Consider the following 21,503-nt stretch of genomic DNA (forward strand, 5'->3'; position numbering starts at 1 on the left):
AGATACGCCCACTTGTCTCATTGAAGCTGCAGGCACTACGGCTACGGCTTCCAAAAGGGTTGGTGAGCCTATACATCAGGCAACGGCTAATAACAAGGGCGCAATATCGCAAGTAAGCAGAATGACAGTGACGATTTCACAAAACAAAGCACTTCCGGATACCGAAAACGCCAAAAAACAACGCCGGTCGCTCAAACCGCTGGCGCGAATCTTTCCCTATATCGGTCGCTATCGCGGTTCTGTGGCCGGTGCGCTGATTGCGCTGGTTCTTGCTGCGCTTTCCACACTGGTGTTACCGGTTGCAGTGCGCCATATGCTGGATAATGGCCTCAATATTGCCGATAGCCGCTTTATCAACACATCTTTTGCGGCGCTCATGGTGCTGGCGGGCATCTTGGCTCTGGCTTCTGCCGCGCGCTATTATTTTGTTATCACCCTTGGCGAGCGCATTGTTGCTGATCTGCGACGCGATGTTTTTGCCCATATTACCCGTTTGTCAGCCTCATTTTTTGATGAGGTGCAATCAGGTGAGATTGTCTCCCGCCTGACAGCTGATACAGTACAGGTCAAATCCGCTGTAGGGGCAACTGCTTCTATCGCTTTGCGCAATCTGATTCTCGTCATCGGCGCTGTGGTGATGATGGTGGTTACCAGCCCCAAATTATCAGCTCTGGTACTTGCCGCAATTCCGCTGGTGGTGTTGCCGCTGATGGCCTTTGGCCGCTCTGTACGCCGCCGCGCACGCCGCGCACAAGATGAACTGGCACTGGCAACAGCCTATGCCGGAGAAAAAATTGCCGCTATAAGAACAGTGCAGGCATTCACCCATGAAAACCGCGCAATTGCCGCCTATGCCCGCGCCGTTGATGATGCCTATAATGCTGCACAGCAATCAATTTTTGCCCGCTCAGTTCTTACAGCCTTTGCAATTTTTATCGTCTTTTCCAGTGTTATCGCCGTTTTGTGGTTTGGCTCTCATGATGTGATGAGCGGGCATATGTCTGCCGGCACATTGGGACAGTTTCTCATCTATGCCGTGGTGGCTGCGGGTTCGCTTGGCGCCTTGTCGGAAGTGTGGGCAGAACTGGCACAGGCTGCCGGTGCGGCCGAGCGGCTGATAGAGCTTCTTGATGAAAAAACCGCAATCGCCTCTCCCGCAATGCCTTTGCAATTTTCACGGCTGCAAGGCCGTGTTGCGTTTTCACATGTGGAATTTTCCTATCCGGCAAGGCCGGACAAACAGGCATTGCATGATGTGAGCTTTGTGATTGAGCCGGGTAAAACCGTGGCGATTGTAGGAGCGTCCGGCGCGGGCAAATCAACGCTGATTGCCTTATTGCTGCGTTATTATGACCCGCAAAAAGGTAAAATCTTGCTGGATGATATGGATCTGCGGCAATTATCGCTTGAGGATTTGCGTAACAATATTGCGCTTGTTCCGCAGGATGTAACAATTTTTGCAGCAAGCATCCGCGAGAATATTGCTTTTGGAAAGCCACAGGCAAGCCCGCAGGAAATTGAGGCTGCAGCCAGAGCCGCACAGGCGCATGAGTTTATTATGGCGCTGGAGGGCGGTTATGATGCACAGGTTGGCGAGCGCGGTGTGATGCTCTCCGGCGGACAGCGCCAGCGCATTGCCATTGCGCGTGCTATTTTGCGCAATGCGCCGGTACTGCTTCTGGATGAGGCTACATCCGCACTGGATGCACAAAGTGAATCGCTGGTGCAAAAGGCACTGGAAAATTTGATGCAGGGGCGCACCACACTGGTGATTGCGCATCGCCTGGCAACAGTGTTGAAAGCTGACCATATTTTGGTCATGGATCAGGGACGAATTGCGGAACAGGGCACCCATGCCGCCTTGAGCCGTGCCGGCGGGATTTATGCGCGTTTGTCCAGCCTGCAATTTGCGCAGGCGCAAAGCTGATAAATTCTGCAAATCCCGGAAAAAACAGCTTAATAAAGATAAAGCCCCGCGCAAGGCGGGGCCTGTTTATTATTTTTCGGTCAGTTTCAACTCAATGCGCCGGTTGCGGCTGCGGGCATCGGCGCTGTCATCTGCCTCCAGCGGCTGAAATTCACCAAACCCGGCAGCAACCAGCCGGTTGGCCGGCACGCCGTTGGCAATAAGAAATTTGACCACGGCTGTTGCGCGGGCGGAGGACAGCTCCCAGTTATCGCGATAACGCCCTGTGCCGGACAGCGGCACATTATCCGTATGGCCATCCACACGCAGCACCCAGTTGATATCCTCAGGTATTTCTTTATTCAGCTCAACCACTGCATCAGCCAGTTTTTTCATATCAATGAGACCCTGGCTGTTAATCTCGGCAGAACCGGTTGGAAATAACACTTCCGATTGGAACACGAAACGGTCGCCGACAATGCGGATATTTTCACGATCTGAAAGAATCTCACGCAGACGACCAAAGAAATCAGACCGGTAGCGGTTAAGTTCCTGCACACGCTGGGCAAGTGCCACATTCAGCCTTTTGCCAAGGTCAGCAATTTTGGCATTGGATTCGCGGTCACGCGCCTCAGAGGCATTAAGCGCATCTTCAAGCGCCCCGATCTGACGGCGCAATGCCGCAATTTGCTGGTTGAGCAGCTCCACTTGTGACAAGGCACGGGCGCTGACCTGTTTTTCAGCCTCCAGTGAAGCAGAAAGTTCGCCCGCACGTTTTTCGGCGGCTGCACCGCTGCCCGCAGAAGAGAGCAGGCTTTGCAAGCGTGATTTCTCATTTTCTGCCGCAGCCAGCGAGGCCTGAAGACCGGCAAGCGTATCTTCCATATCCTGCCCCTTGCTGCGCTCCAGCGACAGGAGCTCCGTCAGCTCATTGATCTGGTTGTTAAGCCGGTTAAGCACCGAATCTTTATTATTGACTTCCTGTGAGAGCAGAAACTGCGCCAGTACAAAAACAGAGAGCAAAAACATAATGGCCAGCAATAATGTGGATAGGGCATCCACAAAGCCCGGCCAGTAATCAATGTGCCGTTCATGACGGCGATTGCGTGATAAAGCCATGGCTGCCGCCTATTGTTCGCGTCTGGAAGCGGAGAGAAGAGAATTAAGCTGTTCAACAGCCTGACGCAGGGCTTTTTGTTCTTCCGCCTGCCGGTCCACCCAATCACTCATGGTTTGCTGATCATGGCGCATGGTTTTTACCAGTGCCTGCACGCCATCTGCAAGATTGGCAAGTGCTGCCGTGGTACGGGCATTGGCGCCACCATTATCCTGCATGGTCTGCAACCGGTCTGAGAATAGACGAATTTCCTCCAGGGCAGAACTGTTATATTCCGTATTAACCGGCATATCGGAATTAAGATCCGTTACAGATGAAAGCCAGTTTTCCAGCTCTGTATAAAAACGGTTTTGCGCGCGCCCTGATTGCAAATCAAGGAAACCGAGGATCAATGAGCCGGACAAGCCAAAAAGCGATGAGGAAAAAGCGGTCCCCATACCGCTTAAAGGTGCCTGTAAGCCGCTTTTTAAGGAATCCAATACGCTGCCGGTATCGCCGGATTTGGGATCAAGAGACTGGATAGTATGGCCGATAGAGCCGATAGTTTCCAGCAAGCCCCAGAAAGTGCCAAGCAGACCAAGAAAAACCAGAAGCCCGATCAGATAGCGTGATATGTCCCGGCTTTCATCAAGGCGGGTGGCGATGGAATCCAGAATGGAGCGCATGGATGATGCTGAAAGCGCCATAGACTGGCGCCGGCCGATCATGGCACGCATCGGCGCAAGCAAAACCGGATCATTTGCCCCGTCATCCCCTTCACGAAAGGAATTAACCCAGCGGATTTCCGGTATAAGACGCAGAACCTGCACAAAAGCAAGTAAGATACCAACCAGCAATACACCAAGAATTAAGCCGTTAAGGCCTGGATTGGTGATGAAAAAACTGTGTATCTGCCTTATCAGAACCAGCGCCAGAAATGCCGCCAGCAACAGAAAAATGACCATGATCATCACAACCATTCGCGGGCTGGAGAGCCGGTTGGGATCATATTCCGTACCCATCATAACATTCTGCTGCGCCATATTGTTCTCTCGTCTCAATCTGATCCTGTTTCGTTTCAGGGCAAAATGATTGCACGGGCTGAAACCAGTTTCGAGCATTTTGTTTTTTACAAGAGCGGTGAAACGCTCTGATTTCCCCCGCATTATAGCTGCACAATAAATGCGCAAAGCTGTTGCACACCCTGTGCTCAAAATGCTTTCAGGCACGCTACTGCAAAAAAGCTGAAACCGGAATGGCGCCGGCAGGTTTATTTTGCACTGCGATCCTAATATAACCCCGATTATAGCCTGTTTATGACCAGCGCATGATGCGACGATGCCAGGGTCGTTTTATACAACAAAAACCGGTCTATACAGCAAAGGCCGGCGCATCATAACAAATGCACCGGCCTTGCAAATGTATAAGCCTGCGAAAATGTGTTCGCGCTTATTACTACAAGATAGAAATCAAGCGTCTTTACGGAAAGAGGCTTTGAGAATGGCAGCGCCAAGGGCAGATTTGATCAACCCGCCAATCAGAAATGGCATAACACCAACAAGAATGGCCTTTTCTGCGCCAATCGTCAAACTTAACCAGGCAGCTCCGAGAACCAAAGCCAGAATATTGGCAATCAGGAAAGCCACAAAGGCTTTTGGCAGGCTGCTGCCGTTCCAGCCGCGTTCAGCCAGCAAGCCTGTGAGAGCGGCAATAACCGGAAAGGCAAACAGATAGCCCGCTGTAGGGCCGGAAAAAGCTGCCAGAGTGCCGTTGCCGCCCGCCAGAACAGGCATGCCCATAGCCGCCTCGCCAAGCCATGCCAGCACGGTAAGCATACCAAAGCGCCAGCCATAAAGTGCGCCGATCAACGGCACGATCAGTGTCTGCAGCGTGATTGGTACCGGCAACATTGGCACAGTAATCTGCGAAGTAAGCGCAAGAATCATTGTACCGGAAATAACAGCAAGCAGCTTCATGGCCGCGCTGCGCTCTGCGAGATTAAGTGGGCTGAATGCCGGTTGACGAACTGCATGTGCGAGAGACATGAAGAGCTCCTTCTGTAAAATTATAGATAATTTACATAATACATCTATCTTTGAAAAGGTTTAGGGGAATTTGCGCCACTTGGCCAGATAAAACTCTGCCAAATCATCAATATTTCGGCATACCGTATTAAAATAAGAGATTTTTCAGCAGGGTCAGGCAGCCTTTACCGGAGCCGGAATATACCAATTTGATTTTTCCGGCGTAAAAAATATATAAAAAACCTCACATAGGGCGCTTCAGCTTTTAACAAAACCGCTGAAATTTTATTGATCCTTATTAGAAAGCCGCCTGCTCTGGCCGAAAGCAGGCGCAGCATAAAAAGTGTTCAGCCCTCAATTTCCTCGCGCAGCATTTCCAGTTCCAGCCATTCTTCTTCACAAGATTCATTTTCGCTGCGTTTTTTTTCAAGTTCCTCAGCTATTTTGGCAAATTGTCCGGGATCTTTGGTATAAAGCGCCGGATCAGCCATTTTTGCTTCAAGCACTGCAATTTCAGCCGCCAGCTTTTCCATTTTTGCCGGCAATGTCTCCAGTGCAAATTTCTGCTTATAGGAGAGCCTGCGTTTTTCTTCACGTTTGGGCGCTGCCGCGGTTTCTGCCTCATCACTGCGGCTGGCAGACACCGGCCTGTTCTGACGGCGCACAAATGCGGTTTCCTTGCGCTGCGCCATCATATCCGAATAACCGCCGGCATATTGCAGCCAGCGCCCGTCTCCTTCCGGCGCAATCACCGATGTGACAGTCCGGTCAAGAAAATCACGGTCATGGCTCACCAGAATAACTGTGCCGGTAAAACCGCCTACCAGTTCCTGCAACAAATCCAGCGTCTCCATATCCAGATCATTGGTCGGTTCGTCCAGAATCAACAAATTGGCAGGGCGCGACAATACCCGCGCCAGCATCAGCCGCGCACGCTCACCGCCTGATAATTCACGAATAGGTGTTCGCGCCTGCTCCGGCTGAAACAGGAAATCCTTCATATAAGATACAACATGGCGCTGCTCGCCATTAACCACCAGAGATTCACCGCGCCCGTCAGTCAGATAATGGGCAAGCGTTTCATCCGGATCAAGCGCTCGCTTTTGATCAAGCTCGGCAAATTCCAGATTAACACCAAGACGGATTGTGCCTGAATCCGGCTCAAGCTTGCCGGTCAGCATGGAAAGCAGCGTGGTTTTACCCGCACCATTCGGCCCCACAAGCCCAATACGATCACCGCGATGAACACGAATGGAAAAATCTTTCACCAGCACACGATCATCATAGGCCTTGCTGATTTTATCAGCTTCGATCACCAGCTTGCCGGATTCCTTCACATCACTGGCCTGCAACGCGGCCACGCCTTGCGCATGGCGATGCGTGCGAAACTCCTGACGCATGGCATTCAACTCGCCAAGGCGGCGCATATTGCGCTTGCGCCGTGCGGTTACCCCATAGCGCAGCCAGTGCTCTTCCCGGGCAATCTGACGGCCAAGCTTTTGATGATCGCGCTCCTCTTCTTCCAGAATTTTATCACGCCATTCTTCAAAATGCGCAAAGCCCTGTTCAATCCGGCGTGTCACGCCACGATCAAGCCAGATGGTTGAGCGGCTGACATTTTCCAGAAAGCGCCGGTCATGAGAAATCAGCACAATTGCCGAGCGAATCTGGCGCAGTTCCTGTTCCAGCCATTCAATGGTTGCCAGATCAAGATGGTTTGTCGGCTCATCCAGCAACAAAACATCAGGCTGCGGGGCAATAACCCGCGCCAAAGCCGCACGGCGCGCCTCACCGCCTGAAAGTTGCTGAGGCGTCTCATCTCCGCTCAGGCCGAGATTTTCCAGCAAATATGCAACACGATAGGGGTCATCGGCCGGCCCAAGCCCGGCCTCCACATAAGCGCGCACAGTGGCAAAGCCTTCCATATCTGGCGTTTGCGCCAGATAGCGAATGGTAGCGGACGGATGGCGAAAAACCTCACCGCTGCTTGGCTCAACCATGCCGGCAGCAATTTTCAGCAAGGTGGATTTACCGGAGCCATTGCGCCCGACCAGCGCAATACGCTCTCCCTCACCAATCGACAGGCCTGCATCTTCAAGCAATGGCGTACCGCCAAATGTCAGGCTGATCTGGTCAAGACGAAGAAGAGGTGGAGCCATAATATATACTCTGACTTGAGAACCCGAAGAAAACCGCACATGCCTTTACCTTCACAGGCACGAACATAGTGCGCTTGTTACTGCATATTGCAGCAAACGGGAACCCTCACGGCAAAATTCCTGCTCCTTGATAAAATATCAAACACAAGCGGAATATAGAAAAACAGGCCGGAAACCGGCCTGCTCTTCAATCCCGGATAAACACCTGATCAGTTACAAGGTGCTTCATAAATGCGTCCGTAATTATCACGGTAGCGGCAATATTGAACACCATTGCGGGTCTGCGCTGCACCAACCAGCGTACCGGCAACCGCACCGATTGCAGCACCGGTCAGAGCGCCGCGGCCATTACCGCCAATGGCACCACCGGCCAGCGCGCCAAGTGCTGCGCCGCCCACACCATAGCCGGCAGTGCGCTGTTCAGCCGTTGTACAGGCAGCTGTCGAAAACGCGAGCACTGCTGTTACCGCCATAATAGATAAACGTGATTTCATCTGATTTAACTCCCGTTAAAACTACTCGCTGCCATATTCTTGCGCATATTAGAGCAAAAAGAAGATTAAGGCTATCAAAACAATTTACAGGTTTTTATATTCCGAATATTACCGCTGTTAAACGCCGGCCTGATCTGCGCCTGATCTGTCATCGGGCGATGCAAGCAGCACTGCCGCTCCGGAACTCAAGGTCACAGTCAGTTCTCCTTTTACTCTATTTGAGAGCGTTAAAGAAGAGCCAAACGGCACGCAAACATCATTCAGCGGCCATTGCGCGCCGGAAATTGACAATCCGGTCAATGTATCAAACCCCAGAATACTAAACAGGGCGCCATCGGGCAGATCAAAAACTGTTGCACCACTGGTGAGCGGTGTTGCCTCCTCATGGCCGCTGGTCAAAAAAATACGCTTCCCCGCGGCAGCCTGCGCCGTTGCCATGGCAAGATGCAGGAATGTATGGTCAGTGCGTTCCCCGCCAAATGCACCGGCCAGAATCACTTCATCCGCACCGCGTGCATAGGCCTCATGCAGTGCCAGCTCACCATCTGTCATATTCTTGGCAGCAGGAAAAACCTGCCTTTCAACATGCTGATAGTGATCGGCAAGCATTGTGGCTGATGAATCAAAATCTCCCAGCCAAAGTTCCGGCGTCACATGCAGTGCTGCAGCATGGCGCATGCCGCTATCTGCCGCCAGAATGCGCGCACCTTCAATCTGCTGCAAAAGACGCGGCGTAACCGTGAGATCACCACCAAGGAGAATAAGAAATTTTGCCATGCCGCTGCATATCACGGCGCACCGCCGGCCGGAAGCCCGTAAAAGCGCGTATAAACATCTTGCCTGCCGGCGCTCTTTTATCCTATTGTCATCCTGCTCTAACGGGGTGCCTTCCGCAATCGGGAGGCTGAGAGGCCGGCCTCCGGCCAACCCGCTGAACCTGATCCGGCTTGTACCGGCGGAGGGATTAGATGCTGTCCGGCTTTACGGCGCTCAATCCTTATCATTGATAACCAGAAGGAGAGCCCGTGCGGCTTTATCTCAATGCATAAACACGTCAAAAATTCAGTTTTCGCGTTATTTTCAGCCTCTGTCTTTGCCTTATCCGCAGGGGTGGCGCAGGCTGCAGATCTCACAATTTACACCTATGACAGCTTCACCTCCGAATGGGGGCCTGGACCACGGGTAAAAGAAAATTTTGAAAAATCCTGCAATTGCACGGTAGATCTTGTTGCCATCGCCGATGGCGTGGCGCTGTTAAACCGCCTGAAACTGGAGGGCAAGGCAACAAAGGCAGATATTGTTCTGGGGCTCGATACCAATCTTATCAGCGATGCTAAGGCAACCGGCCTGTTTGCCCCCCATGGTCTTGGTGCGATCAAAAGCAATGTGCCGGATAATTTTCAGGATGATGTGTTCCTGCCTTATGATTACAGCTATTTTTCAGTCATTTATGACAGCGAAAAACTGAAAAATCCCCCAAAATCCATGGCAGAACTGATTGACGGCGACAGCTCAGAAAAAATTATCCTCATGGATCCGCGCACATCCACACCGGGGCTTGGCATGATGCTGTGGATTAAGGATCTTTACGGGGATCAGGCTGCGGAAAAATGGCAGCAGCTCAGCAAACGCGTGCTCACCGTAACACCGGGCTGGTCTGCGGGCTATGGCCTGTTCACAAAAGGTGAGGCGCCGATGGTGCTGTCCTATACAACCTCACCTGCCTATCACATCGCTTATGACAAGACCGAACGCTATAAAGCCATCGCCTTTGAAGAAGGCAATTACCTGCAGATTGAACTGGCCGGCCAGACAGTGAATGGCGCGAAAAATCCCCGTGCTGCAGAATTTATGAAATTCATCACCACACCGGGCTTTCAGGATGTTATACCGGAAACCAACTGGATGTATCCGGCCTTTAACACGTCCGCCCCGCTCAGCCCCGCTTTTGACACTTTGCCAAAACCGGCTAAAAGCCTGCTGATTAATGCGGAAACAGTTGCGCAAAACCGCAAGGCATGGGTTGATGAATGGCTAAGAGCCACGAGTCGTTAAATAGTGGCCGTTTAATTATTTTGCGCATTATCTGACATACAGGCATTCTGCCGGAATATTCCGGCAGAATCTTTCGAGGGCATATGCCGGCATCGCATTTTAAAACATTATCAGGCCTGTTTGCGCTGCTACTCCTGCTGATATTAACCGGCGGCGCGCTGATCTCGCTTGCCATTCAGGGGTTTCAGACAGGGAGCATTCTCCTGTCTGCCTTTGACAGCTATTTGTGGCATATTACCCGTTTCACGCTGCTACAAGCCTTGCTTTCAGCAATATTGTCCATTGCTTTTGCCCTGCCCGTTGCCCGCGCCTTACACGCGCATCATCAGTTTTTCGGCCGTACTTTGCTGTTGCGCCTGTTTGCCATTCCCTTAACCCTGCCTTCGCTTGTTGCGGTTTTTGGCATTACCAGTATTTACGGGCGCAACGGCTTTATCGCCAAGGGCAGCACAGCTCTGGGGCTGCCGCTGATACCCGATATTTATGGTTTATCCGGCATTTTGCTGGCACATGTATTTTTCAACATGCCGCTTGCCGTGCGCCTGCTGCTTGCAAGCCTTGATTCCATCCCGCAGGATTACTGGAAGCTCTCCGCACAGCTTGGCATGGGAAGTCTGGCGCGGTTCCGGCTGATTGAATGGCCGGTTATCGCCCGTAATTTAAGCGGTATTGCAGGGCTGATCTTCATGCTTTGCGCCAGCTCCTTCACCATTGTGCTAACCCTTGGCGGCGGACCACATGCCACCACATTGGAAGTTGCCATTTATCAGGCCCTGCATTTTGATTTTGATCTTAGCCGCGCGGTAGCCCTTACCCTCACCCAACTATTGCTCACCATCGGTGTTTTATGCCTGCTGCGCCTGACCGGCAAACCAACAGAAGAAGGCTTCTCCCTTGCCACCGTCAGGCGCAATTATATCCGCCACAGCACACAGGCGCGCATCATTGCCGGCTTTATCATCATCATCGCCGCGCTGTTCATCGCCCTGCCGATATCAGGCCTGATCATTTCAGGCCTTGCGTCAAACCTCATCCGTCTGCTTAGTGAAGCAATCGTGCAGCGCGCCATCATCACCTCACTGTTGCTTGCCTGCAGTGCTGCAGTCTTATGCGTCATCCTCTCATTCACACTGGTTTGTGCCCGCGAATACAGCGCCGCCCGCAATATGAAACAACCCCGGCTGGGCCTGTCATTCTTTACCGGTGCGCTCGACAGCGGCGCCAGCCTGGTTCTCATCATCCCGCCAATCGTTATCGGCGCGGGCTGGTTCATTCTGCTGCGCCGGTTTACTGATGTGTTTACGCTTGCGCCATTTATGGTTATCGGTGTCAATGCCGTCATGGCAATGCCCTTTGCCGTGCGGCTGCTGCGTCCGGCATGGGATAGTGCGGCTGCACGTCATAACCGGCTCTGCACCAGCCTCGGCATCAGCGGGGTCAATCGCCTGCGCCTCATCGACTGGCCGGTTATACGCCGCCCTCTGGTGCTTTGTTTTATATTTGCCATGGCGCTTTCCATGGGTGATCTTGGCACAATTGCCCTGTTTGGCAGTGATGCGGTGCAAACATTGCCCTATCTGTTGCTGCAGCGCATGGGCAGCTACCGCACCCATGATGCGGCAGGGCTTGCGTTTATTCTTGCCTGCATCTGTTTTGCGCTGATGCTGGCAACCAGCCGCAACAAGCAAGCCATACCTCCCGCCAAAACCACTGAACAGGATTTTTCATGAAACGCCACCACGCCGCTATTACCCTTGATATGGTTGCGTTTTCCTTTGGTGATACGCATATGCTGTTCAACCTGCATTTGCCTGCCGGTGAGACCGGTGTGATCATCGGTCCAAGCGGTTCCGGCAAATCCACCCTGCTCAATCTTATTGCCGGTTTTGAAACACCGCATTCCGGCCGCATCTTGATCGGCGGAGAAGAAATCAACACCACCGCGCCGGCGAAACGCCCTGTCTCTATGGTATTTCAGGAGAATAATCTTTTTGCCCATCTTGATGTGTGCGCCAATATCGGGCTTGGCCGCTCACCGGATCTGCGGCTTGGCGCAGAAGACCAGGCGGCAGTACAGGATGCCATAGCCCGCGTTGGACTTACAAGTAAGGAAATGCGCAAGCCTGAGGCCTTGTCCGGCGGCGAGCGGCAACGCGTTGCCATTGCCCGCGCTCTTGTGCGCAACAAACCTGTATTGCTGCTTGATGAGGCTTTTGCCTCACTTGGGCCTGCATTGCGCCTGCAAATGCTTGAGCTGGTTAAAACCCTGCAGGAAGAAACCGGTATTACGGTTTTAATGGTCACCCATACACCCGAAGATGCCCTGCAATTCAATTCCACCCTGTTTTTTCTGGAAAGCGGTAAGATCAGGGCACAGGGTGATGCCGCCATCATGCTCTCAAATTCTGCACCACAACATATTCGTGATTATATGGGCACGCCGCGATCATAATCGCAAGAAAGCGCAGAGTTTTTGCAATTTTATCCGCAAGCGGCCTGATATTGCCATAGTTTGGCAACATTCAGATGCAGATCACGCCCGCAGATAAACAACTGCTATGACAGATTGTGAATTAACGAAAAAATCATTTCACTTCTCTTGATCTGCGCAATGTTTATAGTGCCTGCAAGGTATGGCTGAATGGAATCATCGATCATGCCTGCACAAACAATAATCGGCCTGATGCTTATATATCCGCAAGGATATATTAAGGCCTGAGGCTTAAAACTATATGAGTATCGGGGATACGACACTGAATATGCAAGCAAGGGCACAGAGATTTCCTGCAAAAGGACTGCCCTCCCCTTTGCCGGTTTTCAAACATGCAGCTATTATCGGCTTGCTGGCGATTTTGTCTGCCTGCCGTTCAGTTGATTTCAGTGATCCCAATATGATCGGCCCCTCATCCAACCCGGTCACAGCTGCCAATGTCAGCAAAAATGACAGGCTTGCCCAGCTCAGCGCCCTTCAGCATCCGCGCATTCTCGCCACCTATGGCGGAGAGTATAAAGATGCCAAGCTTGAGCGCATGGTGGCCAAAATTGTCGGTAAGCTGACAACTGTTTCCGATAATCCGGATCAGACCTATATTATCACCATTCTCAACAGCCCGAATATCAACGCTTTTGCGCTGCCGGGCGGCTATCTCTATGTAACACGCGGCTTGTTGGCGCTTGCCAATGATTCATCCGAGGTTGCAGCTGTCATCGCCCATGAAATGGGGCATGTGACCGCCAATCATGGTATTTTGCGTCAGGCCAAAGAGGCGGAATCCATTATCGCCAGACGTGTGGCCTCCGAGGTGCTGCATGATGAGGCGGCAGGGCGTGAGGCCGCTATTCGCAGCAAGCTGCGTCTGGCTCAGTTTTCACGCAATCAGGAGCTGCAGGCTGATGCGATCGGCATTAAAATGATCGGTGCCGCCGGTTATGATCCCTTTGCCTCTGCCAGGTTCCTGCAATCCATGGAGGCCTATACAGCCTTTCGCTCGATTTCCGGCGCCACTGATGCCAGCCTTGATTTTCTGGCCACACATCCGGCCACGCCGCAGCGTGTTGAACTGGCAACCGCCCATGCACGGCGCATCGGCGCGCCCGGTGTCGGCACCACAGACCGTGATTCATTCCTCAACGGCATTGACGGACTGCTTTATGGGGATCCCCCGCAGGAAGGCTTTGTGCGTGAGCGCACCTTTATTCATCCAAAACTCGGCGTGACTTTTACCGTTCCGCAGGGCTTTACCATTGATAATTCTGCCAATGCGGTTATGGCCAGCGGGCCTGGTGAACTGGCTATACGTTTTGATGGCGCTGCATTGCCGCAGGGCAGCGATCTTTCCGCCTATATCCGCAGCGGCTGGGTAACGGGGCTTGATGATCAATCCGTACGCAATACCACAATCAACGGCCTGCCTGCGGCCACAGCCCGTGCCTATGCAGATAAATGGCAGTTTGAAATTGTGGTGATTGCCTCCGGCGCCAAAGTTTACCGTTTCCTGTTTGCAGCACCCAGAAACAGCACCGCCCTTGGCAGTGCTGCACAACAAACCACACAGAGCTTTCGTGTGCTGACACCGGCTGAACAGGCAGCGGCCAAGCCCTTGCGGATCAGGGTCATCACCGTTAAGGCCGGCGATACACTGGCCTCACTCTCCGCCCGTATGCAGGGCACTGACCGCAAGCTGGAATTGTTCCGCCTGATCAATGCCCTGTCCCCCGGCAGCACCGTTTCAGCCGGCGACCGGGTCAAGATTATCAGCGAATAGATTAAGCCTGCGCAAACAGGCTTTATAAAGTAAGATTTTTTGCCTGTTCAGGCATGATAACCAGAAAAACCGCTCTGACGGCACAAGGCAATGCGCAATTTTTCCAAAGCGCGGTTTTCAATCTGGCGAACACGTTCCTTGGAAATACCAAGTTTTGCGCCCAGCATTTCCAGCGTCACCGCCTCATCCTGCAAGCGCCTTTCGCGGATAATGCGCAATTCACGCTCATTCAAAACAGCAAGCGCCTGTTCAAGCCATAAAACACGCCGCTCGCTGTCAATCATGGTTTCCACCACCTCATCCTGCAAAGGGTGCTCATCCACCAAAAAATCAATCTTGCCCGCGCTATCGTGATCATCTTTTGAAAGGCTCATATCCAGAGAACTGTCCGCGCCGGACAGGCGGGAAGCCATCAGTTCCACATCCTGCACACAAACCCCGATCTGATCGGAAATCAGCCGATAAATTTCCTGCCTGTTGACTGTTTCATGGGTCTGCGCCAAACGGGCGCGCAACCGCCGCAAATTAAAAAACAAGGCCTTTTGCGCCGCACTCGTGCCACCGCGTACAATCGACCAGTTGCGCAAAATATAATCCTGAATTGCGGCGCGTATCCACCATACGGCATAGGTTGAAAACCGCACATCCCGCTCCGGATCAAAGCGCAATGCAGCCTCCATCAACCCCACAGCCCCTTCCTGAATAAGATCAGCCAGCGGCAAGTCAAATTTACGAAACCGTGCAGCGACTGAAATCACCAGCCGCATATGGGCTGTGGTAATCTGATCAAGTGCGGCCTGATCGCCCTGCTTCTTCCATCGCTGCACCAGCGCCAGCTCCTGCGCGCGCTCAAGATAAGGTGCTGCCATGGCATGACGCATCATATGACGGGAAGATATATAATTGACAGAAGAGGGTGTGAGCGCAGAATATACCGGCGATGCTTCAGGCTTCATCTCAGTTCTCCATAAAGAAAAAGCAAAGCAAGCCGCCGGCAATAAAAATAAATGAAGGCGGCTTTCTTGCTGCCTGATCCTGATGCCGGTTCAGTTTCTCATTCTGTTCATATTCACCAATATAGCCGGCTGACCGGAAAATTTCTGCGGCATCTGACCCGTTACAATCTCAACGCATCAACGCAAATCCGGTTCCCGTATTTTCAAACAAAATTTTCTGCCGCATATGCAGCCTGTACAGATTTTATAAAATCAGCACAAAAGAAAAGCCGCCCTGCAAAAACAGAGCGGCTTTATTACAAAAAAACATCAACAGCAAAACCGGCTGATTATGCGGCTTCTGCCTCGTCATCCTCAACATCGGCCTCATCGGCTTTGGCGCCGCGTTTTGGTCCCTTTGCCAGATTTGCTTCAATCAGGCGAACAGATTCAGTATCTGATAGTTTGTTCACCGCGGCCACTTCCCGCGCCATACGGTCAAGGGCTGCCTCATAAAGCTGACGTTCTGAATAGGATTGCTCCGGCTGGTTATCAGCACGGAAAAGATCGCGTACAACCTCAGCAATAGCAATAAGATCACCGGAGTTGATTTTTGCATCATATTCCTGTGCGCGGCGCGACCACATGGTGCGCTTGACACGGGCGCGCCCCTGCAGAACCTTTAATGCACGTTCCACAAAATCGCCTTCTGACAATTTACGCATACCAATTGCGGCCGCCTTGGCAACCGGCACTTTAAGGCGCATTTTATCTTTATCGAAATCAATAACAAAAAGCTCAAGCTTCATGCCTGCAACTTCCTGTTCCTCGATAGCAACGATGTGCCCCACACCATGCGACGGATACACAATAGACTCACCCGTCTTGAAACCCTGACGGACAGCGGCCTTCTTCTGCTGGGATGACATACGCTTCAATACTCCCTGTAGTGTCCGGCGCCTGCTGCGCCGGTTTACACGCGGTGATACAATCCAGTCCTGCGGCTCACCCTGCTGCAACAGGGCAATAGAAACAGCTGAATAAGATAGTGCCGAAACAGAATGTAAAAGAGACGCTTGAGGTAAAAACCAAACATGATAAATAACAGGTCAAATTGTGGGAGCAAAATTAAAATACAAACTTGCTCCGGCACTCTTTCAGCCTGTTATGAATATCAGCCTTTCAGTGATTACCTGTAGCCGTCACGAAATGACGCCTGCTCATCGACATTGATGGGGACAGTAACACAAAAAACCGGCAGAATCAACAAAATGCCGCCACATCCTGCTGCATCAGGCAAGATGTGTTAATATATCGTTAATTATAAGGTTGCGGCTTATCGCCTGCAGGCTCTGATTACAACAAAATCAATCGCCTTCGCCGGGCTCGGGAGAGAAGAACTGCTCAAGCTTATTGGCAACGCCATCCATTTCAGCAGCTTCCGGCATCTGATCTTTCTTCACGGTCAGATTCGGCCATTTTGCTGAATATTCAGCATTAAGCTCAATCCATTTATCAAGGCCGGGCTCTGTATCCGGACGAATAGCTTCAGCAGGGCATTCCGGTTCGCATACGCCGCAGTCAATGCATTCATCAGGATTGATGACGAGCATATTCTCGCCCTCATAAAAACAATCGACAGGGCAGACCTCTACGCAATCCGTATATTTACAACGAATGCAATTATCGGTCACGACATATGTCATTGTCGAACTCCCAAAGCTCCAGCATGACCGCTCATAAAGATGCGGTTGAATTAAACAATACCGGCAGATTATTCATATACCGGCCACATTAACAGGCTGATCTGATTATTCTATAAGCTTTTCAGTTCAGCACGAAACCATCAGTCAGGTAACGACTTTAAGCCTCGCTTGCAAGAGGGTTTTCCTGATAGCGCGACGCTGCGCCGCAAAAAAGAACCAGTTTTCACAAAACTATATTACTAAAAAAACGACACCTCTTTGCCGCTGCAATAAAGCACAAACAATTCCGCCCCGCATCCTGCATCTGCCCTCAAATGGTATAAAACACACATATGTGATTGAAAATAAGAAATATGCCCGTCAGTCGCCTGTATTTTGCCCTTTAAATAGACTTACGAGAAAAACAATACCGGCAAAATATCCTCAATCCCCGCGTGTGCGGGAAATACCAATGGTGGGCGTAACAGGGATACAATATCACTTAATTGCCTTTGATTTTATTGGATTATTTTGAATAATCCCCTCACCAGAGTTTGGGTGAGGGGCAGTTCCGTTCTCAAATTGATCTGCAACGATTTGGCTGACCGCAATCCTGCGAGTATCGGTTCATCCCCGCGTGTGCGGGGAACACGCTTGAGAGCGGGTTACTAGCTCGCGAACATTCGGTTCATCCCCGCGTGTGCGGGGAACACTATCGTCAGCGGCAGAGGGGTTAATTCTCGCGCGGTTCATCCCCGCGTGTGCGGGGAACACGCCCTGAAATTCCTCGGCATGGCTGGGTTCAAGGGTTCATCCCCGCGTGTGCGGGGAACACGGCAAGGGCTACGGCTACGGGCACGGATACGGCGGTTCATCCCCGCGTGTGCGGGGAACACTACCCTGCATCCTCTTCACCAGACACCAGAGCCGGTTCATCCCCGCGTGTGCGGGGAACACAAACAATGTGATTGATACGTTTGGAGCGATTACGGTTCATCCCCGCGTGTGCGGGGAACACCGATTGTCGGCTGGGATTTTAACGGCAATGTTCGGTTCATCCCCGCGTGTGCGGGGAACACTGCCCCCGCGCCCTTTGGGTTGGACACAAATGCGGTTCATCCCCGCGTGTGCGGGGAACACCCTGCAATCCGAGATGGAAGCCAAGGTCGAGGCGGTTCATCCCCGCGTGTGCGGGGAACACGCCGAAGCTCTTAAATTGCCGTTTCCTGCAAACCGGTTCATCCCCGCGTGTGCGGGGAACACATGGCAAAAACGTTAACGAACTGCGCGACCTGAGGTTCATCCCCGCGTGTGCGGGGAACACCCAGCCTCTATGCGAGCAGAATTTAACGCCTGCGGTTCATCCCCGCGTGTGCGGGGAACACTGAATATGAACGCCAGCTTGAAATGCTGCAAACGGTTCATCCCCGCGTGTGCGGGGAACACCTATGGCTACAGTGCTGGCAAAGGGTATGTCGCGGTTCATCCCCGCGTGTGCGGGGAACACTGCAATCCCAAAAAACCGTTGGGTGCATGTTTCGGTTCATCCCCGCGTGTGCGGGGAACACGTACCAAACGCGTGTACCGTCTGGAATGCGCCCGGTTCATCCCCGCGTGTGCGGGGAACACAACACGGCAATACGCTCAAAACGGTCACCGAACGGTTCATCCCCGCGTGTGCGGGGAACACCTATCACCGTATTTTTTAGGCAGCATTTTTGACGGTTCATCCCCGCGTGTGCGGGGAACACGTTATTGACTGTAGTAGCCATATTAGAAACCTCGGTTCATCCCCGCGTGTGCGGGGAACACGATGCACTATATTCCGTAGTTGCGCCAAGCCCCGGTTCATCCCCGCGTGTGCGGGGAACACGCGATCAACGAGTGTAAACCCGTCACCGTTGTCGGTTCATCCCCGCGTGTGCGGGGAACACTTGCCGGAAGCAAAGCCGCCAAAAGTGCAAACCGGTTCATCCCCGCGTGTGCGGGGAACACATGTGGTCTCTAACCGCCGTACACAGACCATCCGGTTCATCCCCGCGTGTGCGGGGAACACAGGTGAAGTTTTATCTTTAGACATTTTAGACCCGGTTCATCCCCGCGTGTGCGGGGAACACTTTCTGACCCGCGCACAGAGGGAGGCGAGTTGCGGTTCATCCCCGCGTGTGCGGGGAACACTCATTAACGTACGGCGTTAGCCCGTGTGGCGCAGGTTCATCCCCGCGTGTGCGGGGAACACTTTGCAAAAACGTCACTCACGCAGCCGTTCTTCGGTTCATCCCCGCGTGTGCGGGGAACACCGCGACCTGAACCCAATCAGTTACCGCCTCAAAGGTTCATCCCCGCGTGTGCGGGGAACACTTTTTATTATCAAGATACCATTTCAGAGTTTCCGGTTCATCCCCGCGTGTGCGGGGAACACCGATACAACGCGTGTGCGCATTACTCAAACCCCGGTTCATCCCCGCGTGTGCGGGGAACACTCCGGAGCTACGAAATCAATAATCAGGAGAACCGGTTCATCCCCGCGTGTGCGGGGAACACTCCGTATCAATGACCGGTTTTCCATCGTCCGTCGGTTCATCCCCGCGTGTGCGGGGAACACTTCCATCTCGGATTGCAGGCCAGATTTCAGCGCGGTTCATCCCCGCGTGTGCGGGGAACACACAGATTGCATCCAGCGCCCATCCCCATTTCAAGGTTCATCCCCGCGTGTGCGGGGAACACGACCATGCATCATAATCAGCAACAGAAATGCGCGGTTCATCCCCGCGTGTGCGGGGAACACTCCGCTGTCGGTTCCAATACGTGCCAGCCGGCCGGTTCATCCCCGCGTGTGCGGGGAACACAGCATTGCCGAGCCTGAACATTTCGTACGCAGCGGTTCATCCCCGCGTGTGCGGGGAACACCAATTCGAATACCGCGATATTCTGGCGTTCTACGGTTCATCCCCGCGTGTGCGGGGAACACACCCTCGACACTCTGGACGATGTTCAAGATCCCGGTTCATCCCCGCGTGTGCGGGGAACACTATTGGGCGATGCAGGGCGAGAGCTTTCTCCACGGTTCATCCCCGCGTGTGCGGGGAACACACGGAGCCGTCGCCGCCGATGACGTTCGTCAGCGGTTCATCCCCGCGTGTGCGGGGAACACATTGCACGGGGAACCCATTTGCCCCAGCGACGAGGTTCATCCCCGCGTGTGCGGGGAACACTGAAGCCAGTCAAAAGATCGGGATGGTGGTATCGGTTCATCCCCGCGTGTGCGGGGAACACCGGCGTCATCAAGCTCGATCCGGACGGTATCGCGGTTCATCCCCGCGTGTGCGGGGAACACAGAACGGTCGGGTTATCGCTGCCGGTAAAGAGCGGTTCATCCCCGCGTGTGCGGGGAACACCACTCTCCCGTGTTAACATCACACGCCCGAACCGGTTCATCCCCGCGTGTGCGGGGAACACACATTCAACGCAGAGTTAGTTGTGTATGTCGTCGGTTCATCCCCGCGTGTGCGGGGAACACATTCTGTAGGGGCGATTGCACGCTCAATAAAACGGTTCATCCCCGCGTGTGCGGGGAACACATAATCACCGTTTTCAGTTACGATATAATCACCGGTTCATCCCCGCGTGTGCGGGGAACACTCAAACCATTCAGTCCACAGCATTTCCCCGATCGGTTCATCCCCGCGTGTGCGGGGAACACGTTCCAGAGGAGCGCGTCAATAACCGTTCTGGCGGTTCATCCCCGCGTGTGCGGGGAACACGACGGCAATAAGGTTATCACATATGCAGAGCGCGGTTCATCCCCGCGTGTGCGGGGAACACGCAGGCATCGAAATTCAAAGTCGTGCGAACGATCGGTTCATCCCCGCGTGTGCGGGGAACACGTCCTAAAAGCCTGCCAGATCGCAGCGGCAACCGGTTCATCCCCGCGTGTGCGGGGAACACCGTATCGTGAGTAAGCGCATGGGTGAGCTTGGCGGTTCATCCCCGCGTGTGCGGGGAACACGTCGAACGGTATCTGCTGAATAGCCAAAGTCACGGTTCATCCCCGCGTGTGCGGGGAACACTCGTATTGAATACAGATAACCCCTGACGCGCCCGGTTCATCCCCGCGTGTGCGGGGAACACATCAAAGAATTTAGGCCAGAGGTGCCTTTCGTCGGTTCATCCCCGCGTGTGCGGGGAACACTAGGAAAAACAGATGGTTGGCCACTAGATAGGCGGTTCATCCCCGCGTGTGCGGGGAACACTTGCGCAGAATGACATGGCTCTAGGCGGCTCCCGGTTCATCCCCGCGTGTGCGGGGAACACTAGCGGCGCTGAGTTTATTTCAGCGCAGAAGTCGGTTCATCCCCGCGTGTGCGGGGAACACGCTAACACTGCTCGGAGCAACGTCACTGACAGCGGTTCATCCCCGCGTGTGCGGGGAACACTCGCCATCAGGTCGTAATGTTAATTCATACCACGGTTCATCCCCGCGTGTGCGGGGAACACTCTGACTTCATAATTTCTCTCTCCTGCAAAAACGGTTCATCCCCGCGTGTGCGGGGAACACATAACCGCCCAGAAGATCAGCGATCTAGATCACGGTTCATCCCCGCGTGTGCGGGGAACACCTGGCAGTAACCCCGTCTATGCGTGGGTCTGACGGTTCATCCCCGCGTGTGCGGGGAACACCAGCCACGGATGCAATTCAAGCGCATCCACTACGGTTCATCCCCGCGTGTGCGGGGAACACTCTAGTGCAATGGCTTATGTGGTACGCAGGCGCGGTTCATCCCCGCGTGTGCGGGGAACACCTCACCACGGAAATCCCTCATACCAATATACCCGGTTCATCCCCGCGTGTGCGGGGAACACTCCATCGATAACATGCCGCTC

Annotated in this window: 14 protein-coding genes, 1 CRISPR repeat array and 1 riboswitch; of the genes, 5 read left to right on the top strand and 9 right to left on the bottom strand. The window is 53.2% G+C overall.

All coding sequences use genetic code 11. The features are described 5' to 3' along the window. Positions 1-121 precede the first annotated feature (121 nt). The gene (locus ACSTTO_RS02215; RefSeq protein ID WP_439271521.1) at positions 122-1,927 is read left to right on the top strand and encodes an ABC transporter transmembrane domain-containing protein; all 1,806 of its coding nucleotides are present in this window, start codon (positions 122-124) and stop codon (positions 1,925-1,927) included. A 69-nt stretch (positions 1,928-1,996) separates the two neighbouring features. On the opposite strand, the gene ACSTTO_RS02220 is transcribed toward ACSTTO_RS02215, so the two are convergent. The 6 genes from ACSTTO_RS02220 to ACSTTO_RS02245 all read right to left on the bottom strand — a co-directional run bounded on the left by ACSTTO_RS02220 (position 1,997) and on the right by ACSTTO_RS02245 (position 8,456). Further along, entirely contained in the window at positions 1,997-3,025 is a 1,029-nt protein-coding gene (locus tag ACSTTO_RS02220) for a peptidoglycan -binding protein (protein ID WP_439271505.1), read from the bottom strand. A 9-nt stretch (positions 3,026-3,034) separates the two neighbouring features. Further along, entirely contained in the window at positions 3,035-4,045 is a 1,011-nt protein-coding gene (locus ACSTTO_RS02225) for a MotA/TolQ/ExbB proton channel family protein (RefSeq protein ID WP_439271506.1), read from the bottom strand. 426 nt (positions 4,046-4,471) lie between these two features. Next, entirely contained in the window at positions 4,472-5,047 is a 576-nt protein-coding gene (locus ACSTTO_RS02230) for a biotin transporter BioY (RefSeq protein ID WP_439271507.1), read from the bottom strand. 326 nt (positions 5,048-5,373) lie between these two features. Further along, positions 5,374-7,185 carry an ABC-F family ATP-binding cassette domain-containing protein gene (locus tag ACSTTO_RS02235; protein ID WP_439271508.1) on the bottom strand — a complete coding sequence of 604 codons (1,812 nt, stop codon included), beginning with the start codon at positions 7,183-7,185 and terminating at the stop codon, positions 5,374-5,376. A 209-nt stretch (positions 7,186-7,394) separates the two neighbouring features. Further along, positions 7,395-7,679 carry a YMGG-like glycine zipper-containing protein gene (locus ACSTTO_RS02240; RefSeq protein WP_439271509.1) on the bottom strand — a complete coding sequence of 95 codons (285 nt, stop codon included), beginning with the start codon at positions 7,677-7,679 and terminating at the stop codon, positions 7,395-7,397. Between the two features lie 117 nt (positions 7,680-7,796). Continuing rightward, positions 7,797-8,456 (bottom strand): thiamine diphosphokinase, encoded by a 660-nt coding sequence (locus tag ACSTTO_RS02245; protein ID WP_439271510.1) that lies wholly within the window; start codon positions 8,454-8,456, stop codon positions 7,797-7,799. A 92-nt stretch (positions 8,457-8,548) separates the two neighbouring features. Then, a riboswitch (TPP riboswitch) is annotated at positions 8,549-8,660 on the top strand. A 60-nt stretch (positions 8,661-8,720) separates the two neighbouring features. On the opposite strand from ACSTTO_RS02245, the gene thiB reads away from it, so the two are divergent. The 4 genes from thiB (at position 8,721) to ACSTTO_RS02265 (ending at position 13,999) form a co-directional block, all read left to right on the top strand. Continuing rightward, positions 8,721-9,734 carry a thiamine ABC transporter substrate binding subunit gene (gene thiB / locus ACSTTO_RS02250; RefSeq protein ID WP_439271511.1) on the top strand — a complete coding sequence of 338 codons (1,014 nt, stop codon included), beginning with the start codon at positions 8,721-8,723 and terminating at the stop codon, positions 9,732-9,734. A gap of 83 nt (positions 9,735-9,817) precedes the next feature. After that, a complete protein-coding gene (gene thiP, locus ACSTTO_RS02255; RefSeq protein ID WP_439271512.1) occupies positions 9,818-11,464 on the top strand; it encodes a thiamine/thiamine pyrophosphate ABC transporter permease in 1,647 nt (548 codons plus the stop codon). Beyond that, the gene (gene thiQ / locus ACSTTO_RS02260) at positions 11,461-12,186 is read left to right on the top strand and encodes a thiamine ABC transporter ATP-binding protein (protein WP_439271513.1); all 726 of its coding nucleotides are present in this window, start codon (positions 11,461-11,463) and stop codon (positions 12,184-12,186) included. The genes thiP and thiQ overlap by 4 nt, the downstream gene beginning before the upstream one ends. 307 nt (positions 12,187-12,493) lie before the next feature. Next, complete coding sequence (locus ACSTTO_RS02265; protein ID WP_439271522.1) at positions 12,494-13,999, top strand: M48 family metalloprotease; 1,506 nt, start codon at positions 12,494-12,496, stop codon at positions 13,997-13,999. A gap of 47 nt (positions 14,000-14,046) precedes the next feature. Here ACSTTO_RS02265 and ACSTTO_RS02270 read toward each other — a convergent pair whose 3' ends face one another. The 3 genes from ACSTTO_RS02270 to fdxA form a co-directional block, all read right to left on the bottom strand. Then, on the bottom strand, positions 14,047-14,955 hold the full coding sequence (locus ACSTTO_RS02270) for an RNA polymerase factor sigma-32 (RefSeq protein WP_439271514.1): 909 nt from the start codon (positions 14,953-14,955) through the stop codon (positions 14,047-14,049). Between the two features lie 329 nt (positions 14,956-15,284). After that, a complete protein-coding gene (locus ACSTTO_RS02275; protein WP_439271515.1) occupies positions 15,285-15,863 on the bottom strand; it encodes a CarD family transcriptional regulator in 579 nt (192 codons plus the stop codon). A 438-nt stretch (positions 15,864-16,301) separates the two neighbouring features. Next, positions 16,302-16,640: a ferredoxin FdxA gene (fdxA, locus tag ACSTTO_RS02280; RefSeq protein ID WP_439271516.1), complete on the bottom strand. Its 339-nt coding sequence runs from the start codon at positions 16,638-16,640 to the stop codon at positions 16,302-16,304. Between the two features lie 602 nt (positions 16,641-17,242). Then, a CRISPR array of direct repeats spans positions 17,243-21,482; the repeat unit is 29 nt; unit sequence CGGTTCATCCCCGCGTGTGCGGGGAACAC. Positions 21,483-21,503 lie beyond the last annotated feature (21 nt).

The organism is Pseudochrobactrum albidum, assembly GCF_051851455.1.
In the GTDB taxonomy this organism is placed as follows: domain Bacteria; phylum Pseudomonadota; class Alphaproteobacteria; order Rhizobiales; family Rhizobiaceae; genus Pseudochrobactrum.